This is a genomic window from Agrobacterium radiobacter, from assembly GCF_040801995.1.
GTDB classification, from domain to species: Bacteria; Pseudomonadota; Alphaproteobacteria; order Rhizobiales; family Rhizobiaceae; genus Agrobacterium; species Agrobacterium radiobacter.
Genome location: NZ_JBEGHX010000002.1, coordinates 1,370,909 through 1,387,001 on the forward strand (window position 1 = coordinate 1,370,909; position 16,093 = coordinate 1,387,001).

Genomic DNA, 16,093 nt, shown 5'->3' on the forward strand with positions numbered 1-16,093 from the left:
GCCTGACTATCCTGATGGTCTAGAACCTTAGATTGCCGCCCGTTCCGGCCCTTCGTGATCGGGAGCAGGTTTCCACCCCAGAGATGGAGCAACTGTCGTCGCAAGATCGGTGAGCAGTCGTATGTTTTCGGACAGTCCGAAAGCGGGAGGCAAAAAAAGAACGAGCTCATCTGCGGCCGCCAGTCCCGGATCGCTCAAAACCGCCTCTATGACTTCTTCCGGTGTACCTTGAAAGACCGGGGAAATCTGCGCGCCAACAGGCGGGCCGGCAGGGGCCAGCGCACCCTTCGGGCGTGAGGCGGCAATTCCCACCGTGCGACGCTCAAGGTCGTAAGCCGCGTATTTCTCACGCAGTTCCGGGGTGGTGCCCACGAGAATGGAAGCGGCAACAGCGACCGGGGGTGGCATCGTCTTCCAGATGCGGAGCCAGTGGGTGCGATAGGCATCAATGATCCGCGCCTGATATTGACCGAAAGTCTCGCCTTTTTCCTGATCGTGAAGGACGGTCCCGGAAATCAGGCCGATCCCAAGTTCGGCGGCCTGTATTGCTGAATCGAGGCTGGCGGAGCCTTGTCGGATACGGCTGCGCAAGGTTGGGCTATGAGGGGTCACCCGCAACTCGGCTCCCGGAGGTGCACCAATGTCCCGCTCGGTAACAGTGTGCAAAACATCACCGGCAATGGCGGCGAGGAAACGCGACTGGCGTCGCTTTGCCTCTGTGCGGGCATCGGTATCGACGGTTCCGAAAACGGCATCGAACGCGCCGTTGGTCCCGGTCGAAATGGCAAGTTCAAGCCGACCGTCGATCAAGAGGTCGGTTGTTCCCGCCGCCTCAGCCAGAAGGATGGGGTCCTGATAACGCATCGGGATGACGGCGGAACCAAGTGTGATGTGCCGCGTATGCTGGCCGACTGCCGCAAAGAAGGGTAACGGGGAAGAAAGATAGTGGTCGAAGTGACGCTGATAGGCCCAGCCTGACTGATAACCCAGCCTTTCCGCCTGCCTGAACAGCTCTATGCCCTGTCGCAGCCCCTGTGCCGGACCGTCATCGTCGTTGAACGACACGCGCGTATTGAAACCCAGCCGCTGTTTCGGCCGAAACAACGCGGGAAGGTCGCGGGAAGCTGCTGCAATATTCATGCGAGTTGCTCCTTCCGCAGAGCGCGCTGGACAGCGGGAGCGCGAACCGTTCCGGCAATGCCCGACGGGATGGAGTTCAGCAGCGACGCGGTATATTCGTGTCTCGGATTGGCGAATATCTCGGTGACGGCTCCATGTTCGACAATGCGTCCCCGCTGCATCACCGAAACGCTGTGCGCAAGTTGCCGGACGAGGGCGAGGTCGTGCGAAACGAAAACATAGGTCAGGCCGAGCTTCGCCTGTAGCGACAGCAGAACCTCGACGATATCCGCCTGAACGCTGACATCGAGTGCGGATGTGGGTTCGTCCAGCACGATCACATCCGGTTTGAGGACCAGCGAACGGGCGATTGCCACACGCTGACGCTGCCCGCCGGACAGGGCCGACGGTTTACGCTCCAGGAGGTGCTCGCTCAAGCCGACATTCGCGAGAGCTTCCTGTACGCGTTCGGATCGCTCTTTCGGCGTCCCGATCTCGAAGCGGTCGAGTGGTTCACGAACAAGCTGCCCCACCTTCCACGTCGGGTCGAGGGACGTAAACGGGTTCTGGTAAACCAGTTGAAGATGCCGCCATACGGACCGCAGCGAAGCGCGGTTTTTGTTCGTGACGGTCTCGTTGGCAACCGTAATCGTGCCGCTTTCCGGCTCTTCGAGCCCCAGCAGCAGGCGGATCGTCGTCGTCTTGCCGGAACCGGATTCGCCGACGAGAGCATGGGTCGTACCTGCCGGAACCGAAAACGAAATATCGTCCACCGCAGTCAGGGTTTTGCCATCGACAGTGAAGCGTTTGGTGACGCCGCTGACGGCGATCTTTGGCGATTTGTCGCCATCAAGGAGGCTGAACCCCGGATCGCGGAATTTGGCATAGCGCTCCGGGTTGAGCGCAGGGACGTCGCCATGGAGTTTTTTGGCATAGGGTGAGGAAGGGGAGGAAAAAACCGCGGACGTCCTGCCTTTCTCCTGCACGACGCCGTTCTTCAGCACGACGAGATTATCCGCCCTTTCGGCCGCTATTGCGAGATCGTGGGTAATAAGAAGGAGGCTGATGTTCAGCTCATCCCGAAGACGGGAGAGGAGATCGAGGATGCGCTTCTGGATCGTTACGTCGAGTGCCGAGGTCGGTTCGTCCGCCACCAGCAGTGCAGGGCGCGGCAATATTGCCAGAGCGATCAGCACGCGCTGCAGCATCCCTCCGGACAACTGGTGCGGATAGGAATCGTAAACCCGTTGCGGATTGTCGAGACCCACCTTGGCGAAGGTTTCGAGAATAAGTGTCCTGCGGATCGCTGGATTGGGCTCTTCCGTCAGCGCTGCCGCTTCCAGCGCCTGGGAGCCGATTGTTCTCACAGGATTGAGAGAGTTGCCGGGATCCTGCGGCACGAAGCCGATTTCACGGCCGCGAAACGGCCTGAAGCGGCGTTCCGGCAATGCGAGAATATTCTGCCTGTCGAAAACGACCTGGCCCGTGGCGTTTGCACCGGTGGGGAGAAGCCTCAGCACGGCTTTCGTGATGGTCGATTTTCCAGAACCGGATTCTCCGATGAGGGCAAGGCTTTCGCCACGTCCGATTTCGAAGCCGACATTATGGACGACCTCCTGCCGTCCGTAGGACACGGCAAGATTTTCGACCTTGAGGAGGGGTATCGCGTGTTGTGGAGACGCTGCCACGATCTCGGGAAGGATTGGCGCTGTTTTCAGTGCGATTTGCGAAGCCATCGGCTGATCCTGTTGACAGAGAGGACGGTCACGATCGTAACGAACGCGGGCGCATAAACGAGCCAGGGCCATTTGAGGTAGTCCTTGCCGATTGAAATCAGCAGGCCCCAGTCGGAAGAAGGCGGAGGGTCGCCGTAGCCGAGGAAGGCGAGGCTGGCGATCACCAGAATGGACTCGCCGAATTGCAGCACGGCAAGCGGCAGCATCGAGCGGGATGCGTTTGGAAGGACGTGTCTGAGAACGATGTAGCCGCGCGAGCCACCCGAGAGAAAAGATGCCTCCACGAAGGTCGCTTGACGTGTCTTGATAACCTCGGAGCGCGCCACGCGGGCGAAGAAGGCGATGGCCGATATGCCTGTCGCAATCGCCGCATTGATCGTTTCGAAGCCGATGGCCGTGACGATGATGACCGCGAGCAGGAACTTCGGGATGGAGAGCAGCACGTCGACAAAACGCGCAAAGACGATATCCACCCAGCCGCCGAAAAATCCGGCGAGCAAACCGATCACACCACCGATGAAGACGCCGATGACGACAGCGACCAAAGCGCTCGATACGGATGAAGCCGTGCCATAAACGACCCGTGTATAGAGATCGCGCCCGAGATGATCCGTGCCGAACCAGTGCGCAAAACTGGGCGCAAGAAGCTTGTCGGCCGGGACACCGTTGATCGGGCTCTGGCTGGTGAACAGTTGCGGCGCAATCGACCAGGCGACGACGATTGCGATGACGAGGAGGGAAATGGCAACCGTTGAAGTAATGTTGAGAGCTCTCAGCTTCTCGAACGGGTTGCTGCCGGAAACCGGGCTGGAGATAAGGCTCATGGTTTGGCCCCCGTTTCAAGGCCAAGCGGCGTGTCGTCGATGGTTGCCAGACGACGTTTCCGGCCAACGATAATTTTCACCCGTGGATCGAGCAGCGGATAGAGAAGATCGGCGATGAGGTTGACGACGACGAACACCACGGCTCCAAGCGAGACGATGGCCTGCAGGACGGGCAGGTCCTGCGTGCTGACGGAGCGCTGGACGAGACTGCCGATACCGGTACGGCCGAACACGGTTTCCGTGATCAGCGAGTTGCCCAGAAGCTCGCCCACGGTAAGGGCGATAACGGTCACCACCGGTAGCGAAGCGGGCTTGAGCAGATGTGTAGTGAAAAGTCGTTTCGGCCCGATGCCGCGGCTGCGGGCAACCGCCGCGTAATCCTGTTCCGCTTCATGATCGAGATTGGCGATCAGCACTTCCGCGATCTGCGCGGAAAACGGTATGCCGATGGTGATCGCCGCAAACAGCGTCGCCCAGAAGCTGTCGGATTCGATGACCCGGAACAGCCTGAGCTGAAACCCGAAAAGGTGGATCAGAAACAGGCCGATGACGAAATTGGGCGTCGACAGGAACAGCGACGGGAAGGCCCGCAGCAGCCCCTGCCCATATCGTTTCGGCACGACCTGTGTGCCATAGGCAACGGCGAATGCGAGGATCAACGCAACCGTGAGCCCGGCGGAGGCCAGAACCAGCGTCGATGGCAGCACCTCGGCGATCAGGGTCGCGACGGGTCGATTGGAGCGCATGGAGATGCCGAGATCGCCCGTCAGGAATGCCGACAGGGAGTGCCAGAGCTGCACGATGATCGGCCTGTCCAGCCCCTGTGCAGCAATGATTTCGGCGATTTCTTGCTCGGTGAAACCGTTCTGCGGGTTGCGCAGAACGCTGGTGATCGGGTCGCCAGGCAGGACGCTGACGACTACGAAGGTGAAGACATAGGCCAGAAGGATGACGACGATCGCCTGGCCGAGCCGCTTTGCGGCGTAGGTTAGGTAGGCATTGCTCATGCCGTCACCTCCTTGACGTTACTTGGTGGGCGCTGGCCTCATTCGGCAATGAACGCTGTGTAGTAGCTGGCGTAAGCGACGCCGTTATAGACTTCGCCCTTCAGCTTCGGCGATTGCACGTAAATGCGCTGGACGATTTGGGTGCGTGGTATGAAATAGCCCTGTTCCAGCACGTATTTTTGCAGGCCGTCCAGAAGAGGCTTTCGTTCCTCGACCGAACCCGCGCCGGCGATTTTGTCACGCAGGTCGTTGAGCTTTGCATCACGCTCATCCAGCGCGAACCAGTTCTCGCCATTGTTGGCGTTGGTCAGGATGCTGGCGACCGTGCCGGCATCGATGAAGCTGCGTGTGACTTCATATGCGGGAACTGCGGCGCCGCCGAATTTGACCTTCTCGCCATAGGTCACGACATCATAAGCCCTGATGTTGACCTTCCATCCGAGCCTGCCAAGCTGCTGGGCAATCAGCTCATCGACGGATTTCGAAGTTGCCAGATAGGGATTGGAATGGATCGTCAATTCCAGCGGCTTGCCGTCTTTCACCCGAACGCCGTCCGCGCCCTTGGCCCATCCGGCTTCGTCCAGAAGCTTCTCCGCCCTGTCCGGATTGTAGGCGAGGAGATCGCTGTGATCGGTCGCGCCGGGGACGTTGCTCTGGATGAACGACGTCGCAAGCTTCCAGTCCTGCGTATAGACGGTGTCGATGATTTCCTGGCGATTGATGCCTGCCTGGAGTGCCTGACGCACCTTCGCATCATCATAGGGTTGAAGCTTGGTGTTGACCGCCCAGCCGTTGACGAAGCCGAGATAACGCGGCGTCGCGACGGTAAAGCCTTCTTCCTTGAGCGATTTCAGCTCCTGGGGCGAGGCGTTATAGGCGACGTCCGCCTGACCGGACTGAACCGAAGCGACGCGAAGGGATGGTTCCGACACCAGCTTGTAGGTGATGGTATCGAGATAGGCGGGTCCGGTATGGCCGACTGCGGCGGGCCCCCAATTATAGTCCTTGCGCTTGACGAGAGTGACATGGTCACCCTCTTTCCAGGACTCCACCACATAAGGTCCGCTACCGGCGGTCTTGCTGAGGTCTGCCTGCTGGCTGGCTGGCTGGGCGATGCTTTTGGGGGAGACCAGGATGGAACCGTGATAGCCAAGGGTCGGAATGAAACCGAGCGTCGGCTTCTTGAAGAACACCTTGACCGTCGTGGCATCGACCGCTTCCGCGCGATCATAGGTCTTGGGGAAAAGGCCGATCGGGTTGATCCCCTCGTTCTTGCGGCCGGCATACCAGATGTCGAGATTGGCGACGACGGCCTTCGCATCAAGCGGTTCGCCGTCGGAGAAAGTCACGCCGCTTTTGAGGTGCAGGGTGAATTCCGTTGCGGTGTCGTTCTGCTCCCAGCGTTCGGCAAGCCAGGGGCTGACCTTGCCTTCGGCATCGACGTAAAGCAGCTTATCCGTAACATGACCCCAGATGTGGCCCTGGAAACTGGAGATGGCGCTGTTGTTGGGGATCCACGTGTCGCCCAGTGAATCGATCAGAAACGTGATGTCACCGCCATCGCGCGGCGTATCCGCCGCCACTGCGCTTAGAGGTGCCACTGTCGATAAAAACAGCGAGGCCGAGGCCGCCAAGGAGGCTGTGAAAAGCAGCCGGCGACGCGACAGGGAGAATGAGAAAGAACGTTTTGTCATGGTATGATCCTGATAAATTCAAAGTTTTTTTCGTTGCAATTTCTGCATCTCCTGCGGACGGACTACTGCTGCTGCCATCGGTACAACGCACGTCAAACCGTTGCCGCACCGGCTTTTCAGCCGGGCGGGAGAATGCTGGAGTTCATTGATGATCGGGTTGGGCGTCGCGGGGTTAGCGAGCGGCTTCTGGAAGCCTGCTTGGCTGAGGAGCGCGCCCGCTTCTACATATTCCAGTCATGACGCGGTCCCTCGTTGCGGTGTTCATCTTGCCCATAACCTAGCAGTCAGGCGTGAGGGAGAAAGACTGGTTGTTCTTTTTCTATCGATTTAGTGAATTATTTTATCGCCATTTTGCCGACAGTTTGGATTGGTGTTTCAGACGCCCTTAAATTGCCGTCTCACGCCGGTGATTGAGGATGGCCCGGCGCCGAAGATGCCGTGTCACGCAGGGCAAATGTCATGGCTTCGAAAATCCTGACCGGCGGCAAATCACCGGTAAAAAGCTCAATCTCCACCCTGGCGATCTGGCCGGTCGAACCCTGAGACAGTTTCGAAGTGCCGATGTCGCGGGTCAGGATATTGGGGTTGCCATGGATGCAGATGGCATTGTCGTCAGCGGAATCCTGCGGCTCGAACCATGCGCCGGTGGCAAGCTGCATCACCCCCCGGCATGACGTCCTCACTGACGATGGCGCCAGCGAGGCAGCTGCCGCGCGCATTAAAAAGCCTGACGACGTCGCCGTCAGATATTCCGCGGGCCGCGGCATCGGCCGGATGGATGCGGACAGGCTCCCGATCCCTGATCTTGGTCGAACGGCTGAAATCGCCATAGTCCAGCTGGCTGTGCAGACGTTGATATGGCTGATTGCAGACGAGGTACAGGGGATGCAGGCGGGCGTCATCGGGCGTCTCCATTCTTGGGGGATACCAGCGCGGATGACCTTTGCAGTCCTCATAACCGAAACCCTCGACCGTTTCGGAATAGATCTCGATTTTTCCTGAGGGTGTCGGCAGCGGCTTCGTCCCGGGACCCTCAAGGAAAGCGCGCGCCGGGCCACCATCGTCGGGTTTAACCGGAAGAAGCAGTTCCCCCCGCTCCCAGAAGGTTTCAAAATCGGGCGCGTCGTGGCCGCCCGCCGCAAGCGCCTGACGGGTCGTTTCGTACAGGAAGGCGAGCCATTCTCTGCTGTTGCGGTTTTCGGTAAAGGCATCGGACCTGCCAAGTTCCCGCGCAATCCCGGCGAATATCTCATAATCGTCGCGTGCTTCGCCGACAGGGGCGATCAGGCGCTTCATGGCGATCATCAGGGGATCGCGATCGGCGGCGCCGATGTCGTCACGCTCAAGCGTGGTCGTGGCGGGCAGCACGATATCGGCATGTCGCGCGGTCGAGGTCCAGGCCGACTCGTGGACGATGATCGTTTCGGGACGCCGGAAAGCGGCCCGCAACCGGTTGATATCCTGATGATGGTGAAATGGATTGCCACCCGCCCAATAGACAAGCCGGATATCGGGATAGCGGAGTGCGTTTCCATTGTAATGAAACTCGGTGCCGGGATTGAGCAGCATATCGGCGATGCGCGCACAGGGAATATAGTCCGGCACGGGATTTTTGAATTGCTGCAGCGTTGGCAAGGGAACGGCGAGCAGGCTCTTGCCGATATTGCCCAACGCGCCGATGGAATAGGAAAATCCGCCGCCGTCCAGTCCGATCTGGCCGAGCATGGCGGCAAGGACAATGCCCATCCACACCGGCTGTTCGCCATAATCGGCCCGTTGCAGTGAATGGCTGACCGTGATCAGGGTTCTGGAACCGGCCATCTTCCGCGCCAGCTTGCGGATCGTCTCCGGGTCAATGTTGCAGATCGCGGCCGCCCATTCGGGGCTTTTATGCTGGCCGTCCTCCCTGCCAAGAAGATAGTTCTCGAACCGATCATATCCAGCCGTATAACGCTCCAGAAACGCCCGGTCGTGCAGTCCTTCCGTGACGAGGACATGAGCAAGCCCGAGCATCATCGCCACGTCCGTACCGGGAATAATGGGAAGCCACTCGGCATTCAAATCACCCGGAAAATCGTCTGCCAACGGGCTGATGAATATGAAATGCGCACCGCGAGCGCTCGCGCCGGCCAGTTTCTGCCGTACGGAATGCGTGCTGATCCCTCCACCGTGGACATCGGCGTTCTTGATCGCCATTCCACCGAAGGCGAGCACCAGCTCGCTGCTGCGTTCGATCGCGTCCCAGGTCACGCTCTTGCGGTCGAAGCTGTCATACGGTCCAAGCACATGGGGGATTATGACCATGGCAGCGCCGGAACTATACGTGTTGACGGACCGGACATATCCGCCAAGGACGTTCAAAAAGCGGTGAATCTGGCTTTGTGCGTGATGAAACCGGCCGGCACTCGACCAGCCATAGGAGCCGCCGAACACGGCGCTCGGGCCATGATCGTCATAGACCCGTTTCAGCTCATCCGCGACCAGCTTCGTCGCTTCGGCCCAGCTGACCTCGACGTAATCGTCAGCGCCGCGTCGCTGCGCGTGGCCGGTCTCGCGTTCAAGCCAGCCCCGCCGGACGGCAGGCCGTTTGATGCGAACGGGGCTGTCGGCAATCGCTGGAAGATTGCCCAGAAGCGGTGATGGATGCGGGTCACCGGGGTGGGGCTCTATCTCCAGTCGCCCATTTGCAAAGCGTCCGGAGAATGCACCCCAGTGGGAACTGTGAGTCTTGAAGGAATTCATCGCATGGCCTCACGATCATGGATTGCAACGTGGCAATTCTATTTCGGCAGGATTTTCCCCGGATTCATGATGCCGGCAGGGTCGACCGCATGTTTGATGAGCGCCATCAGATCAACCGCGTCGCCATGTTCCTCGCGCAGATAAGCGATTTTCCCGGTGCCGACGCCGTGTTCGCCGGTCGAGGTGCCGCCGACGGAGAGGGCATATTGCACCATCTTCTTGTTGATGGCCGCCACTTCGCCGAGCTCTTCCGCATTGTCGGGATCGACCGCAAAGACAACATGATAATTGCCGTCGCCGACATGGCCGAGGATAGCCGCCGGCACGCTGCAATCCTTCAGAAGTTCGCGGGTCTTTAATATGCAATTGCTGAGCTGTGAGACCGGGACACAGACATCCGATGACCAGCCTTTGGCCTTTGGCCTCTGCGATACGACGGCGTAAAACGCGTTATGTCTCGCTTTCCAGAGACGATTGCGTTCTTCGGGTGCATTGGCCCACTCGAAATCCTTGCCGCCATGTTCCTCCACGATGGCGGATACCATGTCGACCTGTTCCTGAACGCCGGCGGGTGAGCCATGAAACTCGAAAGCCAACGTGTCCTCGATCTTCAGGTCCAGCCCGGAATAGGCGTTGACGGCCCTGATCAGGCCACGGTCCATAAGCTCCATGCGGGCGACCGGGATGCCCAGCTGCACGACCTGAATGGCTGATGCCACCGCCTGTTCGACGCTCTCGAAAGAGCAGAGCGCCGCCGAGATGGTTTCCGGTATTCCGTAGAGACGAAGCGTTATTTCGGTGATGATCCCCAGCGTTCCTTCCGAGCCTACAAATAACCGCGTCAGATCATATCCGGCGGAAGATTTTCTGGCGCGACCGCCGGTTCTGATGATCTGACCGGTCGGCAGCACCACGGTCAGCCCGAGCACATTTTCCCGCATCGTTCCGTAGCGGACGGCATTGGTGCCCGAAGCGCGGGTTGCGGCCATGCCGCCAATCGAGGCGTTTGCGCCAGGGTCGATGGGAAAGAATAATCCCATGTCTCGCAGATATGTGTTCAACTGCTCCCGCGTGACGCCGGCCTCAACCGTGCAATCCAGATCTTCACTGCTGATACGGGTTATCGTCGACATGCGCGAAAGGTCGATCGAGACCCCGCCATTGACAGCCGTCAAATGCCCCTCGAGCGAAGTGCCGGCGCCGAAAGCGATGACGGGCACCCCTTCCGCTGCGCATAGCCGCACGATCTCGGATACTTCGGAGGTGGTTTCAGCGAAAGCGACCGCGTCGGGAAACACGGCTGCATGATGCGCTTCGCCGCGCCCATGCTGCTCGCGCAATGTCAGGGACGTTGAAAGACGCTCCCCGAGGAGGTCCCCCAGGGATTGGATGAGAGAAGGGGATAGTTCAGGCATAGGAAGATTCCGTGGGAGCCTGGCAGCGGAATGCCACGGCAGACTTACAAACGTTGAAGGCGAAGCGCGCGCCCGGCGGAACGCCAGACTGTCTCCGCCATCTGGCGGTGATATCAGGCGGCGAGCTTTTCGCCCCTGAGATGACGCTCTAGGAATGGAAGGCTATCCTGCCCCCAGTAGAGTTCATCCTGATAGCGATAGGTTGGCACGCCGAACACGCCGGCTGTCCTGGCGGCTTCGAAGCTGGCCTTTTGCAATGCCGCAACCGCATCGCTTTGGCCGTGGTTGTCGAGCGCTGCAGCATCAAAGCCTGCGGCTGTCGCAATGGCCCCTCGGACATCTGCGTTGCCGATGTCTTCACCACGAACCCAGAAGGCCTCCTGAAGCGCAGCTGCCAGCTTGAGCCAGTCATCGCCTGTCTCGATCGCCGCCGCGACTATCAGGCCGGCGGGTGCCGGATCCGAGAGAGCGGCGCGATTGTCGAAATTGAGCACTTTTCCGCGCAATGCCGCCCAGCGCTTCAGATCCCTGATCCAGTAGGCGCGTCTGGCCTCCGGGCGGTTTCGTGAATAAATGCCGCCGTTCTCCTCGATCAGCGGAATGACATGAGGGCGGATCGTGGCACCCTGTTCTTTCGCCAGCACAGCAAACGGTTCAAGACCGATGAAGGCCCAGGGGGAGCCGATGCTGAAAAAATAATCGATCGTCTTTGTCATTGTCTGCTGCTTTCAGTTGGGTTGATTGGTGGAGGCGGCGGCCGTGTCGAAGACGGAGAGAGCACAGTCTCGCGCAATCAGCACTGCTTTGGGATCGCGTCTGACGGCGACGGTTGCCAGTGCCCCTTCGTAGAGAAGCGACAGATGGGCAGAGGCAATCTCCACCGTGCTGCCGGCTCTTGCCAGGACAGCGGCAAACACGTCCCTGACCTTCGCCTTATGGGCACGCGCAACGACCACGACGCGTTCGGACTCGCCATGTTCCGCAACCGCAAGAGCGAAGGCGCAGCCGCGAAAATCCGGGCTATAGGCCTTTTCGTGGAGTTGCTCGAAGATCAACCGGATTTGCTCCTTCGGAGTCATGTCGGCATCCAGCACTTTATGGAGCGAATGGATTACCCGCTCGTGACGCGCCTCCAGATAGGCTGCAACGAGATGATCCTTCGACGGGAAATGCCGATAGAGCGTCGCCTTCGCCACATTCGCTTCTTCGATGATACGATCTATGCCGACAGCCCGGATGCCCTCGCGATAGAAGAGTGTGCCAGCGGCGGTGAGGATATGGTCTGATATGGCTTCTCGCATTATCGTTTCACACTGTCGTTTCAAAAGTCGCGCTGATACGGATTGCCGGTCATGAAGTGACGGCAGGACTGGCATGCGCCGCCCGGTCCGGGGCGGCGATGAGAGACGTGATCGCATCGAGCGGCAGCGGCTTTGAAAACCCGCCCTGATGTGCCAGCTTTCCGGCAAGCGTTTGCACGGCTTCGTTATAGGGCGTCGGAACGCCGTGAATCCGGCCCAGCAGAACGATTTCGCCGTTGAGGAAATCCACTTCGCTCGAGGCTCCGCGCCTGAAGCTCTGCCAGGTTGATTGCTGGCCCGGGTGAATTCCGCTGTTCGGCGCGACCCGCCAGTTTGAGATGTCGAGGCTTCGCTCGGAAGGCGAGGCAAGGGTGTAGCCTGCCGCTTCCAGCACATGGCGGGCCTCATCCACCAAAGCCGCGCTGATCCTGTCGTTCAGATCGGCCGGACCGTCGAACAGTTCCAGAGCATTGCGAACGTTGTGAAGGAGCTTTGCTGCTTTCCATCGGCGGATATCGTCGCTTGGCTCGGCAAGATATCCCGCCCTGTTCAGGTCTGCCGTGACCTGCGCGGTCACGTCATCCTGCCCGAGCGGAAAGCGCCCGACTGTCACGATGCCCAATTGCGGCTCGCCGCCAACCACCACCTTGCCGGTTTCGGTGAACCGCGCCGGGGTTAGAATGCTTGCGCCATAGACCCTGGAAAATGTTCTCAGGGCATTTGCTTCGGTCGCCAGTCCATTTTGAAAAGTTACGATCGGAAGATTTGCCGCCGCCGGTGTCGTTGTGTTCGAGATGCTTTGCCAGGACCAGAAGGCGAGCGCGCTGACGGCATCCTGCGCTTTCACGGTGAGCAGGAGGACATCATCCGGCGTCAATTCCGGAATATCTGTCAGGTCGAAAACCCTCAAATCGATCTGCCGCGTCTCCGAGGGGCGCTGAAAGGTGAGGCCATGCTGCCTGATATGGCTGATCTGGGCGCCCCGTCCGAAAAGCGCATAGTCAATGCCGGAAAGTGCGAACTGCGCTGCAAGGCTCGCGCCCACCGCACCGGCGCCGATGATAACGTAACGTGGCATCTGTCGTTTCTCGTCTTGTCTTTTTCGCGCTCCGGATTTCCCGGAGAGCTTGGCTGCTGATAGGTTCGGCGCTCTGTGCGGATAGCAATTGAGGATCGCGGTAACACACGGTTCAAAAGCACTCTGGGACAGATCGTAAAGCCTGCGAGCAGTTTGAAGGAAGACCGGTCATCCTATATCTACTAATTTTGTAGAAAATCAGTTCCCGAAATCGGCGATTTCGGGAGAGATTGCGTTGCCCCTGGCAGGCGGTCCGTTATCGCCGAGCCAGGGACGCGTCTGCGTTCGATGCGGGCAGCTACAACAGAGTTTATTTGATGCCGAAACCGAGACGGCGCAATGTCTGGCTCAGTTCCGCGCGGCCCTTAAGCGCGGCGGCGTTCTCGACACGCTGGGAAATGGGTGCTGTCCAGCCGCTTTGCGGCAGGCCCTGTTTTTCCTGAAACGTCTTCAAGACCGCGTCATAGGAATCAAGATCATCCCGTGCGGCCTCCGAATAGGTTTCATGAAACAGGATGGATGACTGGGGCAGGCGCGGTTTGACGTCGGTTTTCACGGCCGGGTCTGGATAACCCACGGTGAGGCCAAAGACGGCAATCGTCTCGGGAGGCAGGTTCAGTTCGCGGGATACGTCTTCCGGCCTGTTGCGAATGCCGCCAACGTAGCAAGAGCCGAGACCGAGTGAATCGATTGCGGCAACCGCGTTCTGCGCGGCCAGCGCCGCATCGATGGCGCCGATCAGGAAGCTTTCCAGATAATCCAGCCCTTCTCCGCTGTTGCCGTGGTTGGAAGCGACCGTTCGCAACCGCTTCAGGTCGATAAGCCAGATGAGGAAAACAGGTGCATCCTTTATATGGGCGTTGCCGCCCGTGAAGCCCGCCAGACGTGCCTTGCGCTCCTTGTCCTGCACCGCCACCACGCTCCACGCCTGAAGATTGGAGGATGTGGGGGCAGATTGTGCGGCTGCGACCAGAAGTTCCAGGCTGCCCTCCGGCAGAGCTTTCGGCAGATAGGCGCGGGCGGTGCGATGGTTCAGCAAGGCGTCGATCGTGTCATTCCAGAAAGGCGGAGAAAAATCGGCCTGCGTTCCGTAGCGGGCCTCAACACGCTGCTGTGGGATTTCCAGTTTGGTGATCGGACTGGAGAGGGTCATCGTGTGTAGCTCCGTAATGTTGGGAGGTGAGGGCAGGTCCGGATGAAGGTCGGAAAGGTTGAAATGCCTTCCACTTGATATGCTTTGCCGGTGCCTCTGCCGAGCAATGTCTTACTCATTGGCGATTTTTCAGGGAAACAACATTCCCATAAGGCGTCCGAGAGTCATGTTGTCGAGATTTCCTTTTATCTCGCCATGTTGCGAAGAAACGCAACGGCGGTCCAAGGCAGCGCAATTATTCAGCACAAATTTTGGTGTCTGGCTGCATACGTATTGGAATAAAATTCTGCAAGAAATGTTTTCTTTGATGGTTGAGAGGAATTTTCTTCTTAAGAACGCGCCGCTTTGCCCCGATGCTTTCACTATCGAAACGACGTTTTCAAACGGGGATTTTCATGACAATAGGACGCCGCCAGTTCAACAAAATGCTTCTTCTGGCAACGGCAGGAACGGCCCTGCCGGGTTCGCTATTCGCCGCAAGTGGCGATGCGAGCCGGCCCATCTCCGGCGGCACGCTCAAGTTGCTCTATCGTGTCGATCCCGGCAACGCACTTTTCGCCATCAACACATCGTCAGGCACGGGGCAGGCGATCGGCCCGAAGATCGTTGAAGGTCTTCTAACATTCGATTTCGACCTCAATCCGCGGCCCTTGCTGGCAACGGAATGGTCCGTTTCGGATGATCACCTGCGCTATACGTTCAAACTCCGGCCGAATGTGAAATGGCATGACGGTGAGGATTTCACCTCGGAAGACGTTGCCTTTTCGATTTTCCGTCTGAAGGAAGCCCATCCGCGCGGCCGCATTACCTACCAGAACGTCGAGGCGGTGGAGACGCCGGATTCCCTGACCGCCATTATCGTGCTGTCCAAACCGGCGCCGTTTCTGATTGCCGCGCAATCGAGTTCGGAATCGCCGATCGTGCCGAAGCATATTTTCGAAAAGCTGAAACCGGCCGATGGCCAGACATTGCAGACCGCGATTGGCACCGGTCCTTTCAGGCTGACGGAGTGGACGCCGGGCAGCCATCTGATCTTCGATAGAAACCCCGACTATTGGGATGCCGGCAAACCTTATCTCGATCGCATCATTCTGCGCATCATCACCGACCCGGCCGCGCGGGCGGTGGCGCTGGAGACGGGGGAAGTCGATATTGGCGACAACCCGGTGCCGCTCGCAGACCTTGAGCGATTGAAGCAGAACCCCGATCTCGTCCTGGACACGAACACCTATGCTTATGCGGGGCCGCAGCAGCAGCTGTTCTTCAACTACGATAATGAAATCTTCCGCAAGAAAGATGTCCGCCTGGCCATTGCGAAGGCGATCAACCTCGATGAAATCGTCAATGTGGCGCTCTTCGGTTATGCGCAGATATCGCCGAGCCCCGTCAGCACCGCCCTGCCGAACTGGTATGACGCATCCGTCAAGGCTCATGCCTATGATCCCAGGGAAGCGGAAAAATTGCTCGATGCGGCGGGATATCCCCGCAAGGAAGACGGCAAACGTTTTCCCGTGCGGTTGACCTACAATTCCTATCTGACGCCCGGCTTTGCCGACGTCCTTCGCAGCCAGCTTGAAAAGATCGGCATTGCCGTCGAAATCCGCAAATACGACCTGCCGACCTATCTGAAGACGGTCTACACGGACCGCGCCTTTGATCTGGTTGTGGAATCCCTTTCCAACACGTTCGATCCGTCGCTCGGCATCCAGCGGGCCTATTGGAGCAAGAATTTCAAGATCGGACTGCCCTTTTCCAACGCGGCCAACTACGCCAATCCGGAGGCGGATGCGCTTCTGGAGGCGGCGGCCATCGAGCCCGATGCGAAGAAGCGCTGGGTGACCTGGAGCAGGTTCCAGCATCTCATCCATGACGACGTCGCCTCCGTCGATCTTGTGGCGGCGGGAAGCCAGATCGTGGCGCACAGGCGCGTCAGGAACTACGTCACCGGCGCGCAGGGGCTGAACTGGAGTTTCGGCGACCTATGGCTCGATCCGACCGCTTGAAACCCGATGTGGAAACCAGAA

Annotated in this window: 11 protein-coding genes and 1 pseudogene; 1 reads left to right on the plus strand and 11 read right to left on the minus strand. The window is 59.0% G+C overall.

Annotation, left to right across the window (positions count from 1 at the left end; all coding sequences use genetic code 11):
* Positions 1–27: 27 nt before the first annotated feature.
* The 11 genes and pseudogenes from MRBLRC7O_RS20130 to MRBLRC7O_RS20180 all read right to left on the minus strand — a co-directional run bounded on the left by MRBLRC7O_RS20130 (position 28) and on the right by MRBLRC7O_RS20180 (position 14,069).
* Positions 28–1,140: an LLM class flavin-dependent oxidoreductase gene (locus MRBLRC7O_RS20130; RefSeq protein ID WP_111820504.1), complete on the minus strand. Its 1,113-nt coding sequence runs from the start codon at positions 1,138–1,140 to the stop codon at positions 28–30.
* Positions 1,137–2,855, minus strand: a complete 1,719-nt coding sequence (locus MRBLRC7O_RS20135) for a dipeptide ABC transporter ATP-binding protein (RefSeq protein WP_111820503.1) — start codon at positions 2,853–2,855, stop codon at positions 1,137–1,139. The genes MRBLRC7O_RS20130 and MRBLRC7O_RS20135 overlap by 4 nt, the downstream gene beginning before the upstream one ends.
* Entirely contained in the window at positions 2,834–3,679 is an 846-nt protein-coding gene (locus tag MRBLRC7O_RS20140; protein WP_003504242.1) for an ABC transporter permease, read from the minus strand. The genes MRBLRC7O_RS20135 and MRBLRC7O_RS20140 overlap by 22 nt, the downstream gene beginning before the upstream one ends.
* Positions 3,676–4,686, minus strand: coding sequence for an ABC transporter permease (locus MRBLRC7O_RS20145; RefSeq protein WP_111820501.1), 1,011 nt, complete (start codon positions 4,684–4,686; stop codon positions 3,676–3,678). The genes MRBLRC7O_RS20140 and MRBLRC7O_RS20145 overlap by 4 nt, the downstream gene beginning before the upstream one ends.
* Positions 4,687–4,724: 38 nt before the next feature.
* Positions 4,725–6,380 (minus strand): ABC transporter substrate-binding protein, encoded by a 1,656-nt coding sequence (locus MRBLRC7O_RS20150; protein ID WP_003504244.1) that lies wholly within the window; start codon positions 6,378–6,380, stop codon positions 4,725–4,727.
* A 398-nt stretch (positions 6,381–6,778) separates the two neighbouring features.
* Positions 6,779–9,122 (minus strand): annotated as a pseudogene (locus MRBLRC7O_RS20155) (molybdopterin guanine dinucleotide-containing S/N-oxide reductase).
* A gap of 38 nt (positions 9,123–9,160) precedes the next feature.
* Entirely contained in the window at positions 9,161–10,537 is a 1,377-nt protein-coding gene (locus MRBLRC7O_RS20160; protein ID WP_111820500.1) for an FAD-binding oxidoreductase, read from the minus strand.
* Positions 10,538–10,650: 113 nt separating this feature from the next.
* The gene (locus MRBLRC7O_RS20165; RefSeq protein WP_020813053.1) at positions 10,651–11,253 is read right to left on the minus strand and encodes a 2-hydroxychromene-2-carboxylate isomerase; all 603 of its coding nucleotides are present in this window, start codon (positions 11,251–11,253) and stop codon (positions 10,651–10,653) included.
* A 12-nt stretch (positions 11,254–11,265) separates the two neighbouring features.
* Positions 11,266–11,838 carry a TetR/AcrR family transcriptional regulator gene (locus tag MRBLRC7O_RS20170; protein WP_111820499.1) on the minus strand — a complete coding sequence of 191 codons (573 nt, stop codon included), beginning with the start codon at positions 11,836–11,838 and terminating at the stop codon, positions 11,266–11,268.
* 49 nt (positions 11,839–11,887) lie between these two features.
* Positions 11,888–12,916, minus strand: coding sequence for a ketopantoate reductase family protein (locus MRBLRC7O_RS20175; protein WP_003504255.1), 1,029 nt, complete (start codon positions 12,914–12,916; stop codon positions 11,888–11,890).
* A gap of 310 nt (positions 12,917–13,226) precedes the next feature.
* Positions 13,227–14,069, minus strand: coding sequence for an NADPH-dependent oxidoreductase (locus MRBLRC7O_RS20180; RefSeq protein ID WP_080867155.1), 843 nt, complete (start codon positions 14,067–14,069; stop codon positions 13,227–13,229).
* Between the two features lie 395 nt (positions 14,070–14,464).
* On the opposite strand from MRBLRC7O_RS20180, the gene MRBLRC7O_RS20185 reads away from it, so the two are divergent.
* Positions 14,465–16,072 carry an ABC transporter substrate-binding protein gene (locus MRBLRC7O_RS20185; protein ID WP_003504259.1) on the plus strand — a complete coding sequence of 536 codons (1,608 nt, stop codon included), beginning with the start codon at positions 14,465–14,467 and terminating at the stop codon, positions 16,070–16,072.
* Positions 16,073–16,093: the final 21 nt, after the last annotated feature.